This window comes from Embleya hyalina (assembly GCF_003967355.1).
GTDB classification, from domain to species: Bacteria; Actinomycetota; Actinomycetes; order Streptomycetales; family Streptomycetaceae; genus Embleya; species Embleya hyalina.
The window spans coordinates 65,444-87,424 of the sequence record NZ_BIFH01000019.1 but is presented as its reverse complement, the minus strand read 5'-3'; the positions used below and the strand labels follow the sequence as shown (position 1 = coordinate 87,424).

The following is a 21,981-nucleotide window of genomic DNA, read 5'->3' as shown; positions in this document are numbered from 1 at the left end:
CACCGGTCTCGCGAACCGCCGGAGCCTCGGCGTGGCCGTCGGGGCCCTCCCGACTACGCGATGGGGAAATCGAAATAGGTGTCCGGGTAGGGCTCGTCCTTCAGCGTGTAGTGCCACCACTCGCAGTCGTACGCGCTGAACCCGCCGACCTCCATGATGGCGCGGAGATATTGCCGGTTGGTCGTTTCGACCTGTGTGATCCCCTGTGCTCCGTGGTGCGAGATCGGGTCCATCAGGTCGTGGTGGCCGCCCATGGCGGCCAGGTCGCCGGTATCCAGGTGATGGAGTGTCAGGTCGACGGTGCCGCCCCGGCTGTGGCCCGACTTGGCGGCTACGTATCCCTTTTCGAACATCTCGGCCCTGTCGATATTCGGATAGTGTCGCGCCTTGGTCCGGCCGTCCTCCGCCCGGGTCGCCCACTCCCGGAATCGATCGACGGCGCGCTGGGGGCGGTAGCCGTCCCAGAGAAGCAGGTCGAATCCGAGGGATGCGGCCTCTTCCCGCGCCAGTTTCAGGGCCGCGCACAAGGCCCTGGTACCGACGATCCGATTGGCCCGATACCCGTCCACGGGCTTGCCGGTGAAGTTGTCCCAGGTGGCGTACTTGGCGTCCCACCGCACTCCGGGCATCAGTTCGTCGACGAAGACGAAGTCGTCGTTCATCGATTCTTTCCTTCGATCGCCAACGACACCAACCGGTCGATCACTTCCGACAACGGGAACCCGGCGGCTGCCATCATGCGCGGATAGCGGCTGTACGAGGTGAGGCCGGGGAGCGTGTTGACCTCGTTGAGGACCACGTTTCCGTCCGCCGTGAGGAACATGTCCACGCGCGCCAGCCCCCTGCATCCGAGGGCGCGGTATATGGCCTTGGCCGTCTCCCGGACACGAGCGTGCGACTCCGCCGGGATGTCGGCGGGCACGATCGGGGTCGAATTGTCGGAGCCGCTTTCGGGCGTGGCCTCCTGATGGATCTTGAAGAATCCGTGCGACAGCGCGATGCGGTCCACTTCACCCGTGATCAAATCCGGATCGTTGCCCAATATCGCGCAGCCGACCTCGCTGCCGACGACGGCCTCTTCGATCAGGATCTTCGAGTCGTAGCGACGTGCCGCGGCGATGGCATCGGCCAGTTCCTCCGGCCGGGACACCTTGCCGACCCCGAACGACGATCCGGAACGGGCCGGCTTCACGAACGCGGGATAGAGAATCCCGTCGGCGTCGATGTCCTCGTCCGCGGTGAGAGTGATGAAATTCGGCGTGTCGATTCCCGCGCCCGCGGCGACGGCGTAGGCGAGGGATTTGTCCATGCACAGCGCGGAGCTTTGGATGTCGCAGCCCACATAGGGGATTCCGGAGAGCTCCAGCAGACCCTGCGGCGCGCCGTCTTCGCCGAGCTTGCCGTGCAGCACGGGCAACACCACATCCAAGCGGATCGTCTCGTAGCGACCCGACTCCAGGACGAGCAGTCCGTGCACGTCGGGGTCCGGTGCCAGTACGACCGGACGGCAATCGCCGTCCGCCCAGTCCGTATCGGGGCCGTCGCACAGCTTCCAGCCGCCGCTCTTCGTGATCCCGATATAGAAGGGCAGATATTTTTCCGGGTCGAGGTTCTTCGCGACCAGCTGCGCCGATTTGACGGAGATGGGGTGCTCTTCGGAAGCGCCCCCGAATATGATCCCGATTCTTGTCTCAGCCACGCTGATCCCCGCTCTCGAACTTCAGACAGTTGACGATGGAGTTTTCGACCGTGTCACGGAGGGCGTGATCCGTGTAATAGGCGGTGTGCGGGCTGATCAGGGCGTTCGGAAGCTCGTGCAGCCGCAGCAACGACTTGCTTTCGACGGAGGTGTTCCGGCGGTCGGCGTAGAAGATTCCTTCCTCTCCTTCGAGCACGTCCAGCGCCGCGCCGCCCAGTCCGCCACGCTCCAGCGCCGCGATCAGGGCCTCGGTCTCGATCAGTGCGCCGCGTCCGGTGTTGACGATGAAGGCACCGTTCTTCATCCGCCCGATGCGTCGGCCGTCGATGAGATGGTGGGTGTCCGCATTGAGCGGCGTATGCAGCGTCACGATGTCGCTCACGCGAAGCAGTTCGTCGAGGTCGACGTAATTCACCGCGACTTTGGGAGTGGTGTCGTGGGCCACTATGCGACAGCCGAAGCCTCGCAACCTGTCCACGACGGCCGCGCCGATACGCCCGGTTCCCACCACCCCGACGGTCAGGTCACGCAATTCCTTCCCGCGCACATCATTCAGCGAGTAGTCGTGCGCGTCCGCCCGGCGGATGATGGACCGTGCGTTTCGCAGCGCCATCAGAATGAGCATCAGCGTGTAGTCGGCCACGCTGTCGGGGGAATAGCGGACGTTGCCGACGGAGATCCCGACGCTCTCCGCGTATTTCACATCGATGTGGTTGTATCCGATGCTTCGTGTGGAGATGTACGCCACGCCGACCCGACCGAGTGCGAGGAGGGTGGCATCGGCGATGCGCGTCTTGTGGCCGACGCTGATGCAGCGGTTTCCCGACGCCAGCTCGATGTTGGCCTCGGATGGCGCCGCCGCGGTAATGGTCGGCACGATGTCGAAGCGGGGTGACATTTCTCGGAACAGAGCGGCCTCGTCCCGCTCACAGCCATAGATCGTGATTCCCGTGGTTCGGGCGGCCGAGGAGGACGAGGACGTCGCGGATTCGGTGCGGCGGGCCTCGGTTCGTATCGGGTCGCGATGACTCATGCCATCCAGTCAAGACGGCGCGGCGTTGTCGGAACGTATGCGAGTTTCGATATGCGGACGCTATGTTACTCGCCGGTATTATCGTGGCGCGGCAATTCCGCGCACCACGCGGCGTCATCGCCCGCGGCGCCTCATGTACAGGTCGAATGCCCGATAGACCATCGGTCGCAGGGGCAGGTCCCATTCGCCGACATACCTCACCGCCCGACCACCCGTGCCGACCTTGAACCGGATCAGGCCGACGTGCGGGTCGTCGGCGTCGAGCGTGGGGGTGATGCCCCGCAGGTCGTAGACGTCGCAGCCGGCCGCCAGCGAGTCGCGGATCATCGCCCACTGGCACGCGTTGGAACCGCGCACCTCGCGCTTGTCGGTGGAGGAGGCGCCGTAGGAGTACCACGCGTGGGCACCGACGCGGACCAGGATGGTCGCGGCGACCGGGTCGCCCTCGTGGCGAGCCACGTAGAGCTTGATCCGCTCCGGATCCTCCGCGCTCATCGCCGCGAACATGCTCTCGAAGTAGCGCAGTGGCCGCGGAATGAAGCGGTCGCGTTCGGCGGTGTGCACGTACAGGTCGTGGAACGCCGCCAGGTCCGTGTCGATCGTGACCCGGACGCCTTCCTTCTCCGCCTTCCTGATGTTGCGACGCCAGAGCTGGTTCATGCCCCCGAGCACGTCGTCCTCGGTCCTGCCGACCAGCGGAATCTCGTACTTGAACTGCGGCTGGCCGAGCCCGAAGCCGTCCTCCGGGCTCTGCGGCAACCATCCGGCGTCCCGCAGCCGGCCGCTCACACGGGCACCGACCGGGTCGGGCGAGCGACCGGGGATGTCGGTGAGCCGCCGGATGCCCGGATCGGCGGCGCCCTCCTTGACCTGTTCCGCGCTCCACGTATCCATCCGCACCGGCGGGCACAACCGGATCGCGAACGCCCCGCGTGCCTTGAGATGGACCGCCAACGGGTGGAGCCAGGCGTCGATCTCACCGGTCCAGTCGATGGTCGGCCCTTCGGGCAGATAGGCCAGCGTGTACCGCTCCAGCCGCGGCACCGGACGGTGCAGGACGAGCCCGGCGCCGACCAGCCGCGGGCCGTCGTACCAGCCGACCGATTCGCTGCGCCACTCGGTCTTGACGCGGCCCCACGCCGGGGTCTGGAGGAAGCTGACCGAGCGCTGCGCCCGCACGAAGGCCAAATGCTCGTGCGCGCCGATCGACGCGACGGTCAGGCGTGTTCCCTCGGCCGGGGTGATTCGGCGGGGTGCGGTTCGGCTCATCGGCGCCTCGTCCCCGCGTCGGCCCTGCCGGACGGGGAGGACGGGGAGGACGGTCGTGGCGGACGAGGACGCCGGATCGCCGTCGGTGTCGGTGTCGGTGTCGGTGTCGGCTGGCGGTAGGACATTCCGTCAGTGAAGGCGGCGTGCCGTTGCCGGTACGTATGCGCTTTTCGATAGACCGACGATATGCGGCACCTCGTAGCATCGGGGCATGCGTGTGCTGATCGTCGAGGACGAGCCCTACATGGCGGAAGCCATCCGCGATGGTCTGCGCCTGGAAGCGATCGCGGCCGACATCGCCGGTGACGGCGACACCGCCCTGGAGTTGCTGAGCATCAACAGCTACCACATCGCCATCCTCGACCGGGACATCCCCGGGCCCTCCGGCGACGAGATCGCCACCCGCATCATCGCCTCCGGCAGCGGCCTGCCCATCCTCATGCTCACCGCCGCCGACCGCATCGACGACAAGGTCACCGGGTTCGAACTCGGCGCCGACGACTACCTCACCAAGCCGTTCGAACTGCGCGAACTCGTGCTCAGGCTCAGGGCCCTGGACCGCAGACGTGCGCACAGCAGGCCCCCGGTACGCGAGATCGCGGGTGTGCGGCTGGATCCCTTCCGCCGGGAGGTCTACCGCGACGGGCGCTACGTGGCGCTGACGAGAAAGCAGTTCGCGGTGCTCGAAGTCCTCGTCGGCGCCGAAGGCGGTGTCGTCAGCGCCGAGGAACTTCTGGCCCGAGCGTGGGACGAGAACGCCGACCCGTTCACCAACGCGGTACGCATCACGGTCTCGGCCCTGCGCAAACGGCTCGGCGAACCCTGGATCATCCTCACCGTCCCCGGTGTCGGGTATCGCATGGACGCCCGATCGGAGCACGAACGCGAGGGCGGCGACGGTGCATAGGGCGTCCGTACAGCCCCTGGGCAAAGCACCCCCGCGGGCCGTGCACGGGACACCCGAGCAGCCGGTGGAACGGGCTCCCGGACTGAGCGCTCGCCTCAAACTCACCCTCAGCTACGCCGGCTTCCTCATGCTGGCCGGCGTCCTGCTGCTCATCGTGCTGTGGTGGTCCCTGTGGCGCTATGTGCCCTACAAGCCGATCAGGGACAGCGGCGGCCTGGTCCCCCGACACGGTCGCATCGTCTTCCTGCGCTCCTTCATGCCGGTCGCGACCACGATCATGAGCTTCCTGTTGGTGTTCGGTCTGGTGGGCGGATGGATTCTCGCCGGCCGCATGCTCGCGCCGCTGACCCGCATCACGGACGCCACACGCAAGGCCGCCGACGGGTCGCTCTCCCACCGGATCCGGTTGCGGGGCCGCAAGGACGAGTTCCGCGAACTCGCCGACACCTTCGACGCGATGCTGGCCCGGCTGGAGGAACACGTCGCCGAACAGCGAAGATTCGCCGCCAACGCCTCGCACGAACTGCGCACTCCGCTGGCGATCTCGCAAACGCTTCTCGACGTGGCCCGCAACAATCCGACCCAGGATCACGGCGAACTCGTCGCCCGCCTGCACGCCGTCAACGCCCGGGCGATCGAACTCACCGAGGCGCTGCTCGTCCTCAGCCGCACCGACCAGGGCTCGGTCACCCGAGAACCCGTCGATCTGTCGCTCCTGGTGGAGGAAGCCACCGAAACACTGCTCCCCCTCGCCGAGAGACGTGGTGTCACCATCGACGCCTCCGGCGAGATCACCCCCGCCGTCGGGTCACCGGCGCTTCTGCTCCAGATGACGACGAACCTCGTCCACAACGCCATCGTGCACAACCTGCCCGAGCAGGGCGCCGTGTGGGTCGAGACCGGCGTCCGCGCGAACACCGTGGTGCTCACGGTCGAGAACAGCGGCGAGGTGCTTTCCGCACAGCTGGTCTCCACTCTCACCGAGCCCTTCCAGCGCGGCACCGAACGGATCCGCAACGACCACGCGGGCGTCGGCCTGGGGCTGGCGATCGTCAAGAGCATCGTCCGGGTACACGACGGATCCCTCGACATCACCCCACGCCCCTGGGGCGGACTGCGCATCACCGTCGAACTGCCCACCTCGACGCGGGTGTCCGGCACGAAGACCCGGCATGCGGGCGCGACACCCTGAGCGGGCCCGCCGGGATTCGCCGCCACGGCGCGGGAGATCGGCCGAACTCCGGCTTCCCGCCGCCTCCGGCCCGTCCCCCCGGCCCGTCCGTGCGTCGGAGGACCCGGGGGTGGAGGGGTCTTACCCGGTTCGGGTGATCGTGTCGAGCAGGCCGTGGGCCGTGTTGTCGGCGGAGTCGATCCCCTTGATCTCGGCGCCTTCGAATGCGGCGTCCTCGGTGGGGCGCAGGAACATGGCCTGTTCGTACTCGGCGAGCGCGGCCTCGATGTCGTGCGGGCGCGCGGCGATGGCCTTGCCGAGTTCGGCGCCGTCGAGCATGGCCAGGTTGGCGCCTTCGCCGTTCGGGGCCGTGAGGTGGGCGGCGTCGCCGAGCAGGGTGACGCCCGGCAGCCGGTCCCAGCGGTGACCGTTCGGCAGGGCGTAGTGGGGGCGCAGGACCGGTGCGGTGTCGCCGTCGGTGATCAGCGCGGTGAGCTCCGGTGCCCAGCCGTCGAACTCTCGCGCGATCCGCGCGGTGGCCGCGGCGGCGTCGGTGAAGTCGATGGCGGCGAACCAGTCCTGTGGCTTGGTCAGCGCCACGTAGGTGTGCAGGGTGTCGCCGTCTTCGCGGTGGGCGAAGATCTCCTTGCCGGGCGAGGGCGCGATCATCGATCCGCCGCCGACCGCCTTCGCGGCGGCGGCGTGCCGGGTTTCGGCGTCGAAGAGGTGGATCTCGACGAAGGAGGTGCCCGCGTACTCGGGGGTGGCGGTGGAGAGCAGCGGCCGGACCCGTGACCACGCGCCGTCCGCGCCGACCAGCAGGTCGGTGACGAGGGTGCCGCCGTCGGCGAACGTCACCTCGTGACGCCCTTCGCCCAGGGGCCGGGTGTCGGCGACCCTGTGCCCCCACCGGACGGTGCCGGCCGGGAGCGAGTCGAGCAGGATCCGTCGCAGTTCGCCGCGCTGCACCTCGGGACGTCCTCCCGTGCCGTCGTCGGCCCTGTCGAGCAGGACGGTTCCGTCGGTGTCCAGGACTCGCATCGACTGTCGGCCGGGCAGGACGATGGCGTGGAACTCGTCGATCAAGTCGGCTGCATCGAGGGCGAGTTGCCCGTTGTAGTCGTGGATGTCGAGCATCCCGCCCTGGGTGCGCGCGGTCGGGGATGGATCGGCCTCGTGGACCGTGGCCGCGATGCCGTGGACGTGCAGGACGCGGGCCAGGACGAGTCCGCCGAGTCCTGCGCCGATGATCGTGACGGGGCTGTTCATGGTGGTGGCTCCTTCGGGATCGAGGCCGCCCGGTGGGCTCCGGCGTCGCCACCGGAATGTTCGGGCACTCGAATGCTGCTCCGGGCCGCTCACACGGGCCGCACGCGGCGCTGACAGCGGCACACGCGGCGGCGGCGAGCGCGGCCGGCCGTGTGATGCGGTTGCGGTGCGGTGGTGATGACGGTGCGGACCCGGGGTGGGGGGCTCCAGGGGTCGGGACTCCCTTGGCCGGGGGCTCCCTGGGTAGCGGACTCCCTGGGTCGGGACCGGTTGATTTGGGGACTCGGCGGTGCGCGCGCAAGGATCGGGGGATGGACAGGGGTTCGCGGCTCGGGGTCACGCTGCTCGGCGCCTTCGAGGTGTCTCGCGGGGACGTCGCGCGGCCCGTCGCCGGTGCGCGGTTGCGGGGTCTGGTCGTACTGCTGGCGCTGGTCGGCGGTCGCCCGGTCGTGCCGCACGTCCTGGTCGACGGGATCTGGGCCGAAGACCCGCCGGCCGATCCCGCCCATGCCCTGCAGGCCCTGGTCTCGCGCCTGCGGCGGGCCCTCGGTTCGGCCGGCGACGTCACACGATCGGCGGGCGGCTACCGGCTGGACGTGGACGCGGCCGACGTGGACGCGCTGCGGTTCGAGCGCCTCGCCGCCGCCGGCCGTGACCACCTGCGCGCCGGCGACCCGCATGCCGCGGCGGCCGTGCTCGGCGAAGCCGTGGCGCTGTGGGGGGACCCTCCCGGCGCCGAACCCGCGGTCGTCGCCGCGGTGGCGCCGGCCGTCGCGGCTCGGCTGGCCCACGCCTCGATCGAGGCCGTCGCCGATCTGGCCGACGCCGAGTCGTCCCTGGGTCGTGCCGACGCGGCCGCCGCCCGCCTGACCGCCCTGCTCGCCGAGCACCCGGTCCACGAGCGGGCGGCGGCGCTGCTGATGGACGCGCTCACCGCCCAGGGCCGCCAGGCGGATGCCCTGGCGCTGTACGAGCGGGTCCGGGAAACCCTGGCCGATGTCCTCGGCGCCGACCCGGGCGCCGCCCTGCGCGAGCGCCACCTGCGGCTGCTGCGCGCCGAACGGCCCGCCCCGGACGCCGCGCGGACCGGGTGGAGCAATCTGCCCGCGCCGCTGACCGGCTTCATCGGGCGCGGCGACGACCTCGCCCGGATCGACACGCTGCTCGCCGCCGGGCGGCTGGTCACCGTGCTCGGCCCCGGCGGCGTCGGGAAGACCCGGCTGGCGGTCGAGGCCGCCCGCCGCCGACGCCACGAATACCGCGACGGCGTCCGGCTGATCGACCTCGCCTCGGTCACCGAGCCGGGCAAGGTCGGCGCGGCCCTGCTCGCCGGGATCGGGACGCGCGCCGGCGCGATGTTCGAGGCCCGGACGCGCGTCGAGGGCGACGAGTCGGACGTACTCGCCGATCGACTCGGCGGCCGGGACATCCTGTTGCTCGTCGACAACTGCGAGCATCTGATCGACGCCGTGGCCCACGTGCTCGCGCCACTGCTGTCCCGCTGTGCGGGGGTCCGCGTACTCGCCACCAGCCGCGAACCCCTCGCGATCGACGGCGAAGCGCTCGTTCCGCTCGGCCCGCTGGCGCTGCCCGGCCCGAACGACACCGTCGCGCGGGCCCGGCAGGCCGCGGCGGTACGCCTGTTCACCGAGCGGGCCGTGGCCGTGCGCCCCGGCTTCGAGGTCGACGAGACCACGCTGCCCGACGTACGGCGCGTGGTCCGCGGCCTGGACGGCATGCCGCTGGCCCTCGAACTGGCCGCGGCCCGGCTGCGGACGCTGTCGCTGCCCGAACTCGCCGACGGGCTCTCCGATCGGTTCCGGCTGCTCACCACCGGCAGCCGCACCGCGCTGCCCCGGCATCGCACCCTGCGCGCGGTCATCGCCTGGAGCTGGGATCTGCTGAACGAGCACGAGCGTACGGTCGCCGAACGCGTCTCGGTCCTGGCCGGCGGCATCACGTCCGCCTCGGCCGGCGCGGTCTGCGCCGGCACCGCCGTGCGGGTCGCCGAGGTCCCCGAGTTGCTCGCCGCCCTGGTCGACCGGTCGCTGCTGCACCTCACGCCCACCCCGGGCCGATACCGCATGCTGGAGACGCTGCGCGAGTACGGCACCGGGCGCCTGGCCGAGACGGGCGACCTCGGCACCGTCCGCGACCTCGCCGGCGACTGGTTCGCCGAGCTGATGGCCCGGTACGACCCGCGGTTGCGCGGGCCCGGTCAGCCGGAGGCCATGCGCGCCATCGGTGCCGAGTACGACAACACGCTGGCCGCCCTGCGTCGCCGGTGCGACACCGGCGACGCCCCCGGCGCGGTCGCCCTCGCCCTGAACCTGACCTGGTACTGGGAGATGTTCGGCCGGCGCCTCGACGCGGCGCACTGGCTGGGCGAGGCACTGGCGGTGCCCGGCGGCGAGCCGACGCCCGAGCGCGACTGCGCCCGCGCGATCCACCTGCTCAACCGGATCGGGGCCCGGCCGGCGACGAGCGCCGAGGAGGGCGCGGACGAGCAGGCCGAGATCCGCGCGGTGGCCGACCGGCTGCTCGCGTACCCGGAGTTGCCCGGCCCGTACGGCGCGCTCGCCGCGCTGCCGCTCGCGTTCCTGCGGGCCGAGAAGGCCACGCCCGCGATCGTCGAGCGCCTGGCCGAGGGCGACGACGTATGGCTGTCCGGGTTGGCGCGCATGTTCCGTGCCCAATTGGCCGAGAACGCGGGCGAGCTCGACCGGACGCGCGCCGACGTGGAGGAGGCCCTGACCTGCTTCCGGCGGGTCGGCGACCGCTGGGGCCTGGCCAACACGCTACCGATGCGCGCCCAACTGCGGCAGTACGACGGCGATCTCGACGGCGCGCTGGCCGACCTGCGCGAAGCCCGGTCGTCGGCGGCCGAGTTCGGCTCGCTCGGCCTCGACGACGAGATCTTCGCCGACCTGCGCCGGATCGACCTGCACCTGCGGCGCGGCGACACCGACCCGGTCGTCACGGTGATCGACACCGCCCGGGAGCGGGCGCTGCGCGCGAACTCGCCGGCGATGCCGTTCCTGGTCGACGCGTGGGAAGCCGTCCTGCGGGTACGGCTCGGCGACCTGGACCGCGCGCGGGAACTGCTGGACGGAGCCGAACGGGGTCTACGCGGCGACGGCCCGTTCCCCGGAGACCACGCGCGGACCCTGGTCGCCGGCGCGCGGGCCTCGCTGTGTCTGGAGGCGGGCGACGTGACGGGCGCGGAACAGGAACTGGCGAAGGCGTACGCGGCGGCGCTGCGGACCCGGGACCTGCCGGTGATGTCGCTGGTGGCGGTGCACGTGGCCGCGCTCGCCGAGGCGCACGGACGGTATGGCGAGGCCGCCGTCCTCCTCGGCGCCGCCTCCCGACTGCGCGGCGCACACGACCACACCGATCGACTCGTTCGCGACATCACCCACCGAGGACGAGCCACACTCGGCGCGAACACCTTCACCGCGGCGTACACGAAGGGCTGCGAACTGGACCCACAGACGGCCATACAGGAGATCGACCCGACCCGGCCGCACCGGGCACCCACGACAACATACGACACGAAGGCAACGAATCCCTCTCCCGAGACTCGTCGATGAGGGGGACCCGATCGCGCCGGTGGTGGGTCGGAGCGACGCTTCGACGATCGGAAGCATATGCCTCAGCCGTGCCGGTCGAAGACTTCCCGGAGGGCGGCCAGGTCCGCCGCCTTGTCCTGCTCGTCCCCGTACCTGCGGTGCCCGTCCCGTACCGCCACGACCGTCTCCGCGGTGAAGTCCCGGCCGAAACGGTAGACGTCCAGGCAGTAGTCGAAGCCGGACTCGCCGAACAGGTCCACGTCCTCGCGGCGGCAGTAGTCCGCCAGGCCGTCGGACACGCGCCAGTGCGTACCGTCGTACCAGAACACACCGCCGGCGTAGTGAATCGTCCGACCCGTGGTCGCGTCCGCGAGGTTCAGCGACTCGTAGTTCTCGGGACGGTCGCGGACCAGCGCCACGAGGGGTTCGGGGACACCCTGGTAGAAGGACTCCTGAAGGGCGAAATCCTCCTCGGCGTACAGGTTCAACGCCGACTCGTGGTCGAAGGTCGACAGCAGCACGCGGCCGTCCTCGGCGAAGTACCAGACCGCGGACTGGCCGCCCCGATCGTTCCAGGCCAGCCGCCGCGCGCCGGTCACCGCCACCGGTGCGACCTCGGCGAGCTCGTCCATGACGGCCGCGCGGCGCCGCACCTCCGGAAGGGGTGTCGCCGCCAGGGCATCCCACGTCGCGTTACTCATTCCCGCAGGTTATCCACCACTTACGACAAGGCCGTCACGGCTTCGGGGGTGTCGTCGTCCACGGCACCCGGCCATCGCCGCCGCCACATGGGCCCTCCAAGGCGCACAGGCGCGTTCTCGTTTCGATGGGTCACCGGCAACGACGCGCCACCGTCAGGAACTCCTCGACGGCATGGTCCGCATCCGGTCGGTGATCCTGACGTGGGGGAATCGCCACGTCGGAACTGCCCCGCGCGCCCGCCATCCCCGCCATCCCCGCCATCCCCGCCATCGAACATCGTCGACACCCGGCCAGGGAGCCTGTCGTGACCGCGAACCGTCGCCTTATTTCGCCTCGACGCTGGACCCCTCCCCCGGCCCCGGTCGATCGTGGACGTACGCGCGTCACCGGTCGCTTCGTCGTCGGCCGCCGCATCGCTACCGGCGGTCACGGCCCCGAGGACGTGATCTTCGACGAGCGGGGCCTACTGCTCGCCGGCCTCGACGACGGCAGCATCGTGCGCGTCGACCCCGCCACCGGCGCCCGCACGGTGCTCGGGAACACCGGAGGCCGGCCGCTGGGGCTCGAACCCTGCGCCGACGGCGGCGTTCTGGTGTGCGATCACGATCGGGGGCTGCTGCGCATGTCCGCCGACGGATCGGTCGAAGTACTCGTCGACACGGTCGAGGACCGGCCGCTCACCTTCGCGAGCAACGTGGTGGAAGGCCCGGACGGGACCGTCTGGTTCACGGTGTCCACGCGTCGCTGGGACCTGGAACACCACCTCGGCGACTTCCTGGAGCACTCCTGTACGGGCCTGCTCGTCCGCCGCGACCGCGACGGCACCGTCACCGTGCTGCGCAACGACCTCAAGTTCGCCAACGGCCTCGTCCTCGCACCGGATGCCTCCCACCTGCTCGTGGCCGAGACCGGCGGATACCGCGTGAGCCGCTACCGCCTCACCGGCCCGAACGCCGGCGCCATGGAGCCTTTCGTCGACAACCTCCCCGGCCTGCCCGACAACATGAGCCTGGGCCGGGACGGGTTGGTGTGGGTATCCATCGTGGCGCCTCGAAACGCGCTGCTGGACCGGTTGTTGCCCCTGCCGGGTTTTCTTCGGCTGCTGGTGTGGAACCTCCCCCGGGCGATCCGCCCCGAGGCCGCCCCCATCGCCTGGGTGATGGCGTTCGACCTCGACGGACGCCTCGTCCACGACCTGCGCACGGACGACGGTTCGTACGCCTACGTGACCGGCGTCGCCGAACACGACGGAACGCTGGTCGCGGGCAGCCTGCACCAGGACGACATCGTCGTCCTGGCCCGCCCCCCGGCCGACTGAGGAGGCGACCCGGCGCCCGGGTTCACATCCGGCTCGGGGCCGCCGACCGGCCTGCCTCCCTCTCGGCAATGCGACAAGGCGCTAGCCTGACGGTCATGCGTCCGATGACCCGCGAGGAACGGGATGCCTTCCTCGCAGAGCCGCATGTCGCCGTCCTGAGCGTCACGGCCGAGGCGGGACGTGCCCCGTTGGCCGTCCCGATCTGGTACGAGTACCGGCCGGGCGGACTCGTCACGGTGATCACCTCCCCCGGTCTGCGCAAGGTCCGGCTCATCGAGGAGGCCGGCCGGTTCGCGTTGTGCGCACAGGTGGCCCGAGTCGACGACTACCGGTACGTGTCGGTCGAGGGTCCGGTGACCGGGATCGAACCGACCCCGAGGCGGGAGCGCTTCGACCTGGCCGCCCGATACATGGGCCCGGACCGCGCCACCGACTACATCGACGCGACGGAGGACACCCCGGCCGGCTACATCACGATCCGCATGCGGCCCGCGTGGTGGCACACCTTCGACTTCAGGGTCACACCCGACGGCCGGTAGACCACGGTCACAGGAACGTCGACCGGCCCACGGACCGGGAGTTCGAGGACCCACGTCCCGTCCTCCGGTACCCGCGTCCCACGAGGGTGCCATCGGTGGTCCGCCACCTGCGCGACTGGTCCTGGCCGCCATGGTCGTCGGCATCGCGACGATGGCTTCGGCGCAGGCGGCGCCCCCATCGGGCGGGAGCGTCTTCGCCCAGCAACAGCGAACCGGGATCCGGGCCGCACCCGCGGCCTCCACGCCGGACCGGGCACCGGCCCGTGCGATGGTCGACTTCACCTGCTTCCCGCCGTTCCGCTGCGCGGGGTCGAGCCGGGTTCGCCGACGAACCCGGCTCGACCACCGTCGCGCACCGGGGCGAGGGGGCTACCGCCGCAACCGGGTGCGTACCGCTTCCGCCTGGTCGTGGCCGAGGTCGTCGAGGCTGACGAGCGCAGGCGGCGTGATGTCCGGTCCGGGGTGTGGGCCCAGCAGTTGGAAGAGTCCGGACGCCGCGCTGTCGAGCGTGCGGTACGAGCAGGAGAACACCGCCCGTACGTCGGTGGCCTGGTCGTCGCCGGCGAACAGGTCGAGGGTGGTGCGGGCGGCGCTCGGCTCGCCGGCGAGCGCACCCGGCGAGAAGTCACGGTGGCCGGCCGCCCGGACGGCGACGACGGCCGGGGCCGGCGGCAGCCCCGCACACCGGGTGATGATCTCGTCGGTCGCCCGCGGTTTCGCCGCCACCCGGTGCGGCCCGATCCGGCCCGCCGGCAACTTCCCGGCCTCGACGGCGGGCAGCACATCGACAACGGTCGGCGCGGCCCCCTCCGCGGCGACCAGGCCCGGCATCCGGTTGCGGCTGGTCACCGGCACCAGGCAGCCGGGCGAACCGGGCAACAGCGGACGGATCTGCTCGGCGTGCGCGGCGTTGTCCGACACCACCAGCACCCGACGGCCGGACAGCAGGCCGCGGTACAGCGCGCTCTGCGCCTCCGTCGACGGCGGCATCGCCGCCTTGCGGGGCGAGTGCCGCAAGCCCGGGGAGCCTATTCGTGTACGGACACGACGCCGGGTTCGTACCGCAGGTGTTGCAGGAGCTCGGCCTTTCGGGCGTCGGTCAGGTCGGCGTCGTAGGTGACCTTCAACCGGTGCACCCTGCGCGAGACAGTGTCCAGGTAGCCGCTCGCGCCGTGCGCGCGGATGTCACCCGCGGCCGTCGGCGCCCAGGAGTCGAAGGCACGTTGCTCACTCGCCTCGTCCACGAACTCCACCGAGATCGTGTGCGGGTCGGCGCGGCGTTCCGCGGAGTCCTCCACCACCTTCACGACGCCCACCGCCACGAACACGAACGCCGCGAGACCGCCCACGATCGCCGGCGCGTTGGTCGGGATGCGCGCGGGGGCATAGGTCGCCGCGCAGGCGAGCAGGAGCAGCACCACGGACGGCGGGTACACGAACCCGACGCCGAGGGCGAACGTGCAGAAGCCGAAGCACGCGGTCGCCAGGGCCCCGCCCAGCGTCCATATCCGGAACGTGCGGCGGTCGCGCGTGGTGGCGAGCGCGGCCAGAGCCGGAAGGGGCAGGCCGCCCAGCGCGAGCAGCACGAACACCCACCGGCGCTCGAACGCCTCGAGGTCGTCCACCAGAGCGAGCGCTCCCATGACCGTCAGGCCGAGTGCGGGTATGACCAGGGCGAGGACGACGAGCAGCCGGGCGGGGCCATGCACGCCCGGCATGTCGGGCCCGGCGGGCCGGAGTTCGACGACGGCACTCGGAGCGTTCCGCACCACCTTGCCACCTTCACAATTGAACGTGTTCAAAACCTGAGTGGGACGGTAACACCACGCGCGGGGCGGCGGGAAGTCCGGTCCGGCCGAACCCGACCTCGCCGGACGACCCGCCGCGCGCGTGGCAGCCGGGACGGGCGCGTCCGAGTCGACCACCGTGCCCCGCGGGAACCCGGGAACGCTACGGCAGCGGTTCGTGGTTGGCCCAGAGCACCTTGTACGGGTGGCGCCCCTGCCAGCGCTTGACGAGGTCGACGGCCCCGGGCATCGAGAAGGTCGCGTTCAGGGCGTCGAGGTCGGTCAGGCGCAGTTGCAGGACGGCGTCGGCGACGGCCACCGGGGCGTGGTCGTCGCCCGGAACGCGGATGTGTCGCCGGACCGCGACCGACTCGACCAGACCGGATCCCCGCACGAGTTCCTCGAACTCCCGGAGGTACCGGTCCAGCTCACTCGCGGGAATCGGATTGTCGAACGCCACGATCATCGTGTGGTGAATCATGCCTCCAGGGAACAGGAGTTTCTCGCGCCCGTCCAAGATCCATCGGGTCTCGTTCGATGCCCGGTGGGAATGGATCGGGCGGTAGCCTTTCCGCATGGCCGAGCTGGAGACCCGCGAGCTGGAGTACTTCGTCGCCGTGGCCGAGGAACTGCACTTCGGTCGCGCCGCGGCCTGCCTGGCGATCGCGCAGCCGGCTCTGTCCAAGGCGATCCGGCGCCTGGAATCCCGGCTCGGAGTGCGACTGCTGGAGCGCTCCAGCAGGCACGTCGCCCTCACCCCCGCCGGCGAAGCGCTCCTGCACCACGGCCGGCACGCCCTCGACGCCGTCGGCGCGGCCGCGGAGAAGGCCCGCCGGGCCGGCGATCGGCAGGCCCACCTGCGCCTGGTGATCAAACCCGGCGGTGACGCGAACCTCCTGTCCGGCATCCTGGCCGCCTACGCCGGCCGGCCCGACGCCCGCCGGGTGGACATCCTCTTCGGCGGAGCCACCGACCGCGCCGATCACGTCCGCGCCGGCCGCGCCGATGTCGCCCTGCTGTACGCGCCGTTCGACGACATGACCGGCCTGGACCACGAAATCCTGCTGGTCGAAGGACGCGTCGCGATCCTGCCGCCGGACCACCGGCTCGCCACGCGCTCGCAGGTCACTCTCGCCGACCTCGCCCGGGAAACACTGCCTCGCTGGAAAGGCGTGCGCTGGACCGGAGCACCCGAGGCGGCCGGGCAGGGGCCCGAGGTCACGGACGCGGCCGAGGCCCTGCACATGATCAGGCTGGGACGCACCATCGCGATCCTGCCCCGCTCGCTGGCCCAGCCCATGCACCCCGACCTGGTCTACCGGCCCGTGACCGATGCCCCCGACAGCGAACTCGTCCTCGCGTGGTCCCGGGACGACCGCCGCCGCATGGTCGCCTCCTTCGTCGCCGCCGCCGTGGAGGCCGCGGGGACGACGCGTGGACGCGGGTGATGCCGGCCGACGTCGGGGAGGTCGGATACGGTCCGGCCCATGGCCGACACCGAACTGACCACGCTGCTCCACGTCCTCAACGGCAAGCGCGAGCACGTCCTGGGCATTCTGGAGGGCCTGGACGAGGAGGCGCTGCGGCGCCCCGTACTCCCGTCCGGCTGGACGTGCCTGGGACTGGTGCACCATCTCGCCCTGGACGACGAGAAGTTCTGGTTCCGCGCGGTCGCCGCGGGAGAACAAGGGGCGATCGAGGAGATCCTCGGCTCCGGGGACGACGCGTGGCGGCCCGCCCCCGAGAAGACGCCCGAGGAGATCTTCGCCCTCTACCGCCGGGAAGGCGAACTCGCGGACACCTTCCTGGCCGGCGCCGACCTGGACGCGGCCCCGAACTGGTGGCCGGACTTCTTCGCCGACTGGCGGTACGACAACCTCCGCGAGATCGTCCTGCACGTGATCACCGAGACCGCCACCCACGCGGGCCACCTGGACGCCGTTCGCGAACTCGTCGACGGCCGCCAACGGCTGGTTGTCCCCTGACGAGGAGGCCGCGCCGGTTCGTCCCATCGGAACGCGGCGGACCCGCGAGGAATTCGTGCGGACGGCCCGCCGGATGGTGAGGTGGCACGGTGACCGACCACGATGAAGCGGCGACCGTCCGACCGTCGACCCTGACCTGGGTGAGCCGGCACCTGGAGGCCGGTGAACACGTTGTCGGAGCCGAGGTGCTGCACGGTGGCCTCTCCGCCGAGATGCGTGGGCTGACCATCGGCACCCGCGGCGGAGGCACCCGTGACCTGGTGCTGCGGACCTACGTCGACGTGGCGGACGCCGAGGACCGGCTGGACCGGGAAACCGGTGCCCTGTCCCTGCTCCCGGGGACCGGCGTGCCGGCTCCGGGGCTGGTCGCGGTCGACCCGACCGCCGCGCATTGCGAGTATCCGTCGCTGCTCATGACCCGTCTGACGGGCCGGACGGTCCTTGACGACGAGGCGCTGGAGCTGCGCGTCACGCTTCTGGCCCGGCAACTCGTGGCGATTCACGCGCTGCGACCCGCCGAGCGGCCTCGGGAGTATGTGGCGTTGACGACCGCGGACACCGTCGTGATTCCGAAGGGTGCCGACACGATGGTCTGGGCCGCCGCCGTCGACATCATCCGCAAGCCACCGCCGCCCCGTGAAGGGCGGTTTCTGCACCGGGACTTCCAGCCGGGCAACGTACTGTTCGACATACCGCCGGCGAAGCCGGCGGACGCCCGGATCACCGGGGTCGTCGACTGGGCGACGACGTCCTGGGGCCCGACGGACCTCGACGTGGCGCACTGCTCCGTGAATCTCGCGCTGCTGCACGGTCCGGCGTGGGGTCTGCGGTTCCCCGAGGCGTACGAGCAGGCCGGCGGGGTGCGGGCCGCGGACCCGGGCGAGCGGCTGTACTGGCTGGTCCGGGACGGACTGGCGACATCGGAGGAAGTGCGGTCGGTGGCGCGGACATGGCGACGGGCCGGGAGGCCGGATCTGACGACGCGAGTCGTGGCGGAGCGCCTGGACGCCTACGTCACCGCCCTGATGAACGCGCCGGCCTGAACCGAGACGGTCCGGGAGCCGAAACCGGCCGAGCAGCCACCGACCTCGGATCAGGCGTTTCGCGTTCGTCGTCGCGACGCGGCCCCTCCTCGCCGGCACGGGGCGGTGGGGCATCGGGGCGGCGTGCCACGTGGCCGGGACCCGACAGGCCGCTTCGCACGGCCCGCCGGGTCCGGGCGCTCAGCCGGTCGGGAGCGGGGGGCCGACCCGGGTGTCGACGACGTCGGCCGGGACGCCCGGCGGGCGCCGCGTGCCGGCCAGGATCGGGTCGAACGTGGTCTCACCGTGGAGGTAGCGGCGGAAGAACGCCGAGACGTACGCGGACGTGAGCGTGCGTTGAGTGGGCTCGGTCAACGCGACCTCGTCGACGTCGCGGCCGTCCCACGAGAGGCACGTGCCGGGTTTGCTGCCCGGTGTCGCGTCGTCTTGCGCGCTGACCTGACCGCTGCTCGGTGACCACTGGGTGTTGAAGAAGGCGTGATTGGCCCCGTGTACGGTGAATTTGTGGATCGGGACGGTGTTCCGTCCGGCGTTCCACTCGAAGTAGTTGCCGCCACGCACCGCGTCGCACGTCCCCCACATCACCGCGAACGGGACGCGGGTGACCGGCTCGTTGTCCCAATTGGCGGTCGGCGCCAGGCCGAACACGCCCTTCACCGTCACACCCGCCGGCCAGTCGCCCCGGCGGAGGTCGGCGGCCTGCTGCATGACCCCGCCGCCGCCCATCGAGTGGCCCACCGTGCCGACGTTCGCCATGTCCACGCGTCCGCGGAAGTCGACCCGACGGGGCCTGCCGTCACGCGGATCGGTGAAGCGGTGCGCGAGTTCGCCGCCGCCGGTCGCGGACAACCGCTGCCACATGGCCAGATGCCGATTGAGCAGCGCGGCCCGGGCGTGGTAGACCGTGGGCGCCTGCCCGAACGACGTCGCGTTGATGCCGTTGGTACCGATGGACACCACCACGAAGCCCTGGGCGGCCAAGTCCCGGGCGAGGTAGTCGTATCCGTTCTTGCTGGAGATCTGTTCGGTCCCGGGCGCACACGGCCAACCGCGCAACTTGTCGGCGGCGACGTCGGCCGACTTCTGCTGCCGCTCGGCCTCGACGGTGTCGCCGGCCGCGATGGCCGCGTCCCTGGCCTTGAGCGCCGCCGCGAGGTCGACCGAGGCCCTGCGGTCGGCGCAGGTGTCCCACAGGCCGTGTTGGATCACCACCAGCGGGAAGCGCCCGCGGGCCAGGTCGGTCGGGTAATGGACCACCCCGGCAAGCTCGTTCGCCCCCTCGTACTGGCCCGCCTCGACCGGCGGCGGCACGAAGGCCCGGTCGCCGAGGTCGTACCGCACCGACGCGACCCGGTGCGAGCCGGCTTGCACCTCACCCGACGCCTCCGCCGCCTGGGCCGGCGCCGGCACCACGAGCAGCGCCGCGACAGCCGCCGCGGCGAAGCACGTTCGGGCCCGACCACTCCCGATCGCGGCTCGCCGGAAGTCCCGAATCCTCATGTATGCCTCCATGTCCTCGCGCACCGGGGATCTCGACGACTCCGGTGATCTCAAAGGCATACGTGAATGGGAACCGAAGGGTTGCAGCGGACGCCGAGCCACCTGTCCGCGACTCTCGCGCGGGTCAGCAGCGGCGGGTGGAACTGACCTGGTCCCGCTGCGGCGACTGCAGGTTGATCGTCTGGCCGTCGAGGATGTCGAGGATCTTGTTCTTGTACCCGGCGTCGCGGAACAGGCACCAGTCGTCCTTGGTGTTGTTCCGGACCGACCACACGTGGTCGTTGAGCCCGCCGGCCAGCACGCTCAGATCGGAGGCGCCGTCCTGGAGTTCGTAGTGCGGGCCCGTGCCGTTCGCGCCGTGGTAGACGCAGAACTTCCCCTCGGCACACGGCCACGCCACTCTCGCCGATGCCGGGGAGGCGGCGATCGCGCCGGCTCCGACCAGCAGTGCGGCGGCCATCGCGGCGGCGCGTGTCCTGGAGGTCATGGTGCCACTTCCTTTCACACGGACGGGAATCCCCCGAAGGCGCCGACGAAAGCCCCTTCGCCGCCGATCGCCCACTCCCGTTGCGTCGGCGGCCCGGGACGGCCGACGTGAGGATCGTACGCATCCGCGACCGCTTCCGAGCGGGGCCGAACCCACGATCACCCGAATGGATGCCCGTCGACCCGATGGACCACGACCTCGCACGTGTGAACCGCGCGGCCTGCCCGAACCGGCGGTTCGGGCAGGTCGCCTCCACGGTGGGTCCGGGCCCGCCGCGGCGTCTCGTCAGAGGCGGGCGATGACCTCGGCCGACGTCATGGGCAGCGAGAACATGGGGTAGTCGTAGGTGATCGCGTTCTCGTGCTCCTCCTGGGATGTGGCGGCGACGCAGTCCGACAGGGTGATGACGCGGAAACCGTTCTCGTACCCGGTGCGCATCGTCGACTCGACACAGCAGTTGGTGAGGAAGCCGCCGAGAATGATCGTCTCGATCCCCCTGCCGCGCAGGATGAAGTCGAGGTTCGTGCTCGCGAAGGTGTCGAGCCCGCGTTTGCCCTCGATCACGATGTCCCCATCGGCCGGCGCGAGTTCGTCCACGATCGCGGCGCCCCAGGTGTTCTTGACGAAGGCCGAGCCGTCCACGACGCCCTTGAGGATGCCGTACGGGTGACGGGACAGTTCACCGTAACCGGCGGCGAAGGTGATGGGTGCGTGCATGATGGTGACGCCCGCGGCGCGGGCGGCCTCGACCAGGGCCACGGTGTTCGCGAGCATTCCGGTCTTCGCCATCACCGCGGCGACGGCGCCGTTGAGGGCCCCGCCCTCGCTGGTGAAATCGTTCTGGTACTCGATCAGGACGAGTGCGGTCCTCGCCGGATCGAGGCGGAGGGTCTCGGACATGGCGGCTCCTTCGTGGCCTGGACCGTCGACGGCATCGGCCAGTCTGCCGGACCCGGACACGGACCACCGGCACAACGACAACCTCGGACCATGAGCCGGTCGGGTGGTGTCCGAACAATTCACCGATCCGGACGTCGGCACACTCCTCCGAAGTCCACCCGATCGGGGCACGCCACCGCGACGCCGCCGCCGTACCGAGGCACGATCCGAATTTTTCGAAGTCCGGCGGTCCGCGGATGTCGAGAACGTGTCACCGGCTCCGTCCCGGGAACATCGGCAGCCGGCACCGGACGCACGAGGATGAAGGAGAAATCGGCATGGCGATTCAGCGGATGGACAATGTGGGCATCGTCGTCGAGGACATGGACGCCGCCATCGCGTTCTTCGTGGAACTCGGTATGGAGTTGGAGGGCAGGGCCGAGGTCGAGGGCCCGGTCGCCGACGGGTGCACCGGACTCGACGGCGTCCACTGTGACATCGCGATGGTCCGGACCCCGGACGGGCACAGCCGGCTCGAACTGGCGAGGTACCGCAGCCCCGCGCCGATCAGCGCGGGACCGCGCGACCGGCCGCACAACATCCTGGGCACGCACCGCGTCATGTTCGCCGTCGACGACCTCGAGGACACCGTTGCCCGCCTGCGCCCCCACGGCGCCGAACTCGTCGGCGAGATCGTCCGGTTCGAGGACAGCCATCTGCTCTGCTATCTCCGCGGCCCGGAGGGCATCATCGTCGGCCTCGCCGAGCAACTGCGCTGAGCGGGGGGCGTCTTCTCCCCGTCCGGGACGGGTTCGTTGATA

21 protein-coding genes are annotated in these 21,981 nt (G+C 70.8%); 9 read left to right on the top strand and 12 right to left on the bottom strand.

What is annotated here, in order from left to right:
- Positions 1-53: 53 nt before the first annotated feature.
- The 4 genes from vanX to EMA17_RS17645 form a co-directional block, all read right to left on the bottom strand.
- Positions 54-662: a D-Ala-D-Ala dipeptidase VanX gene (gene vanX, locus EMA17_RS17660; RefSeq protein ID WP_126638008.1), complete on the bottom strand. Its 609-nt coding sequence runs from the start codon at positions 660-662 to the stop codon at positions 54-56.
- Positions 659-1,699, bottom strand: coding sequence for a D-alanine--(R)-lactate ligase (vanA, locus tag EMA17_RS17655; protein WP_126638007.1), 1,041 nt, complete (start codon positions 1,697-1,699; stop codon positions 659-661). Before vanA ends, vanX begins: the two co-directional genes overlap by 4 nt.
- A complete protein-coding gene (locus tag EMA17_RS17650) occupies positions 1,692-2,732 on the bottom strand; it encodes a D-isomer specific 2-hydroxyacid dehydrogenase family protein (protein ID WP_126638006.1) in 1,041 nt (346 codons plus the stop codon). Before EMA17_RS17650 ends, vanA begins: the two co-directional genes overlap by 8 nt.
- A 114-nt stretch (positions 2,733-2,846) precedes the next feature.
- Complete coding sequence (locus EMA17_RS17645) at positions 2,847-4,001, bottom strand: lipid II:glycine glycyltransferase FemX (protein WP_126638005.1); 1,155 nt, start codon at positions 3,999-4,001, stop codon at positions 2,847-2,849.
- Between the two features lie 211 nt (positions 4,002-4,212).
- Between EMA17_RS17645 and EMA17_RS17640 the strand changes: the two genes are divergently transcribed.
- Positions 4,213-4,908 carry a response regulator transcription factor gene (locus tag EMA17_RS17640; RefSeq protein ID WP_126638004.1) on the top strand — a complete coding sequence of 232 codons (696 nt, stop codon included), beginning with the start codon at positions 4,213-4,215 and terminating at the stop codon, positions 4,906-4,908.
- A gap of 64 nt (positions 4,909-4,972) precedes the next feature.
- The gene (locus tag EMA17_RS17635; RefSeq protein WP_126638263.1) at positions 4,973-6,100 is read left to right on the top strand and encodes a sensor histidine kinase; all 1,128 of its coding nucleotides are present in this window, start codon (positions 4,973-4,975) and stop codon (positions 6,098-6,100) included.
- A 120-nt stretch (positions 6,101-6,220) separates the two neighbouring features.
- Here EMA17_RS17635 and EMA17_RS17630 read toward each other — a convergent pair whose 3' ends face one another.
- Entirely contained in the window at positions 6,221-7,348 is a 1,128-nt protein-coding gene (locus EMA17_RS17630) for an FAD-dependent oxidoreductase (RefSeq protein ID WP_126638003.1), read from the bottom strand.
- A gap of 311 nt (positions 7,349-7,659) precedes the next feature.
- On the opposite strand from EMA17_RS17630, the gene EMA17_RS17625 reads away from it, so the two are divergent.
- Positions 7,660-10,941: an ATP-binding protein gene (locus tag EMA17_RS17625; protein WP_126638002.1), complete on the top strand. Its 3,282-nt coding sequence runs from the start codon at positions 7,660-7,662 to the stop codon at positions 10,939-10,941.
- Between the two features lie 62 nt (positions 10,942-11,003).
- On the opposite strand, the gene EMA17_RS17620 is transcribed toward EMA17_RS17625, so the two are convergent.
- Positions 11,004-11,621 (bottom strand): hypothetical protein, encoded by a 618-nt coding sequence (locus EMA17_RS17620; protein ID WP_126638001.1) that lies wholly within the window; start codon positions 11,619-11,621, stop codon positions 11,004-11,006.
- A 413-nt stretch (positions 11,622-12,034) separates the two neighbouring features.
- Here EMA17_RS17620 and EMA17_RS17615 point away from each other — a divergent pair, with 413 nt between their 5' ends.
- Positions 12,035-12,940: an SMP-30/gluconolactonase/LRE family protein gene (locus EMA17_RS17615; protein WP_218042907.1), complete on the top strand. Its 906-nt coding sequence runs from the start codon at positions 12,035-12,037 to the stop codon at positions 12,938-12,940.
- 95 nt (positions 12,941-13,035) lie between these two features.
- Positions 13,036-13,479 carry a pyridoxamine 5'-phosphate oxidase family protein gene (locus EMA17_RS17610; RefSeq protein WP_126637999.1) on the top strand — a complete coding sequence of 148 codons (444 nt, stop codon included), beginning with the start codon at positions 13,036-13,038 and terminating at the stop codon, positions 13,477-13,479.
- A 369-nt stretch (positions 13,480-13,848) separates the two neighbouring features.
- Here the strand turns inward: EMA17_RS17610 and EMA17_RS17605 are convergent, their stop codons facing one another.
- From EMA17_RS17605 to EMA17_RS17595, 3 genes are all read right to left on the bottom strand, one after another.
- Entirely contained in the window at positions 13,849-14,496 is a 648-nt protein-coding gene (locus EMA17_RS17605; protein ID WP_126637998.1) for a hypothetical protein, read from the bottom strand.
- A gap of 11 nt (positions 14,497-14,507) precedes the next feature.
- Positions 14,508-15,248 (bottom strand): hypothetical protein, encoded by a 741-nt coding sequence (locus EMA17_RS17600; protein ID WP_126637997.1) that lies wholly within the window; start codon positions 15,246-15,248, stop codon positions 14,508-14,510.
- Between the two features lie 181 nt (positions 15,249-15,429).
- Positions 15,430-15,747 carry a hypothetical protein gene (locus tag EMA17_RS17595; protein WP_126637996.1) on the bottom strand — a complete coding sequence of 106 codons (318 nt, stop codon included), beginning with the start codon at positions 15,745-15,747 and terminating at the stop codon, positions 15,430-15,432.
- A gap of 94 nt (positions 15,748-15,841) precedes the next feature.
- Between EMA17_RS17595 and EMA17_RS17590 the strand changes: the two genes are divergently transcribed.
- The 3 genes from EMA17_RS17590 (at position 15,842) to EMA17_RS17580 (ending at position 18,294) form a co-directional block, all read left to right on the top strand.
- Positions 15,842-16,714 (top strand): LysR family transcriptional regulator, encoded by an 873-nt coding sequence (locus EMA17_RS17590; RefSeq protein WP_126637995.1) that lies wholly within the window; start codon positions 15,842-15,844, stop codon positions 16,712-16,714.
- Positions 16,715-16,753: 39 nt separating this feature from the next.
- The gene (locus tag EMA17_RS17585) at positions 16,754-17,251 is read left to right on the top strand and encodes a DinB family protein (RefSeq protein WP_126637994.1); all 498 of its coding nucleotides are present in this window, start codon (positions 16,754-16,756) and stop codon (positions 17,249-17,251) included.
- An 89-nt stretch (positions 17,252-17,340) separates the two neighbouring features.
- Positions 17,341-18,294, top strand: a complete 954-nt coding sequence (locus EMA17_RS17580) for a phosphotransferase family protein (protein ID WP_218042887.1) — start codon at positions 17,341-17,343, stop codon at positions 18,292-18,294.
- A 180-nt stretch (positions 18,295-18,474) separates the two neighbouring features.
- Here the strand turns inward: EMA17_RS17580 and EMA17_RS17575 are convergent, their stop codons facing one another.
- The 3 genes from EMA17_RS17575 to EMA17_RS17565 form a co-directional block, all read right to left on the bottom strand.
- Positions 18,475-19,794, bottom strand: a complete 1,320-nt coding sequence (locus EMA17_RS17575) for an alpha/beta hydrolase (protein WP_126637993.1) — start codon at positions 19,792-19,794, stop codon at positions 18,475-18,477.
- Between the two features lie 124 nt (positions 19,795-19,918).
- The gene (locus tag EMA17_RS17570) at positions 19,919-20,281 is read right to left on the bottom strand and encodes a peptidase inhibitor family I36 protein (RefSeq protein ID WP_126637992.1); all 363 of its coding nucleotides are present in this window, start codon (positions 20,279-20,281) and stop codon (positions 19,919-19,921) included.
- A 285-nt stretch (positions 20,282-20,566) separates the two neighbouring features.
- A complete protein-coding gene (locus EMA17_RS17565) occupies positions 20,567-21,181 on the bottom strand; it encodes a cysteine hydrolase family protein (RefSeq protein WP_126637991.1) in 615 nt (204 codons plus the stop codon).
- Between the two features lie 317 nt (positions 21,182-21,498).
- Between EMA17_RS17565 and EMA17_RS17560 the strand changes: the two genes are divergently transcribed.
- Complete coding sequence (locus tag EMA17_RS17560) at positions 21,499-21,939, top strand: VOC family protein (RefSeq protein ID WP_126637990.1); 441 nt, start codon at positions 21,499-21,501, stop codon at positions 21,937-21,939.
- Positions 21,940-21,981 lie beyond the last annotated feature (42 nt).

Excerpts from the sequence above, each read along its gene's own strand:
- EMA17_RS17645 (WP_126638005.1), bottom strand. The coding sequence starts at position 4,001 with ATGAGCCGAACCGCACCCCGCCGAATCACCCCGGCCGAGGGAACACGC.
- EMA17_RS17585 (WP_126637994.1), top strand. The coding sequence starts at position 16,754 with ATGGCCGACACCGAACTGACCACGCTGCTCCACGTCCTCAACGGCAAG.
- vanX (WP_126638008.1), bottom strand. The coding sequence starts at position 662 with ATGAACGACGACTTCGTCTTCGTCGACGAACTGATGCCCGGAGTGCGG.
- EMA17_RS17625 (WP_126638002.1), top strand. The coding sequence starts at position 7,660 with ATGGACAGGGGTTCGCGGCTCGGGGTCACGCTGCTCGGCGCCTTCGAG.
- EMA17_RS17650 (WP_126638006.1), bottom strand. The coding sequence starts at position 2,732 with ATGAGTCATCGCGACCCGATACGAACCGAGGCCCGCCGCACCGAATCC.
- EMA17_RS17560 (WP_126637990.1), top strand. The coding sequence starts at position 21,499 with ATGGCGATTCAGCGGATGGACAATGTGGGCATCGTCGTCGAGGACATG.
- EMA17_RS17610 (WP_126637999.1), top strand. The coding sequence starts at position 13,036 with ATGCGTCCGATGACCCGCGAGGAACGGGATGCCTTCCTCGCAGAGCCG.
- EMA17_RS17575 (WP_126637993.1), bottom strand. The coding sequence starts at position 19,794 with ATGAGGATTCGGGACTTCCGGCGAGCCGCGATCGGGAGTGGTCGGGCC.
- EMA17_RS17570 (WP_126637992.1), bottom strand. The coding sequence starts at position 20,281 with ATGACCTCCAGGACACGCGCCGCCGCGATGGCCGCCGCACTGCTGGTC.
- EMA17_RS17640 (WP_126638004.1), top strand. The coding sequence starts at position 4,213 with ATGCGTGTGCTGATCGTCGAGGACGAGCCCTACATGGCGGAAGCCATC.
- EMA17_RS17565 (WP_126637991.1), bottom strand. The coding sequence starts at position 21,181 with ATGTCCGAGACCCTCCGCCTCGATCCGGCGAGGACCGCACTCGTCCTG.
- EMA17_RS17630 (WP_126638003.1), bottom strand. The coding sequence starts at position 7,348 with ATGAACAGCCCCGTCACGATCATCGGCGCAGGACTCGGCGGACTCGTC.
- EMA17_RS17620 (WP_126638001.1), bottom strand. The coding sequence starts at position 11,621 with ATGAGTAACGCGACGTGGGATGCCCTGGCGGCGACACCCCTTCCGGAG.
- EMA17_RS17595 (WP_126637996.1), bottom strand. The coding sequence starts at position 15,747 with ATGATTCACCACACGATGATCGTGGCGTTCGACAATCCGATTCCCGCG.
- EMA17_RS17590 (WP_126637995.1), top strand. The coding sequence starts at position 15,842 with ATGGCCGAGCTGGAGACCCGCGAGCTGGAGTACTTCGTCGCCGTGGCC.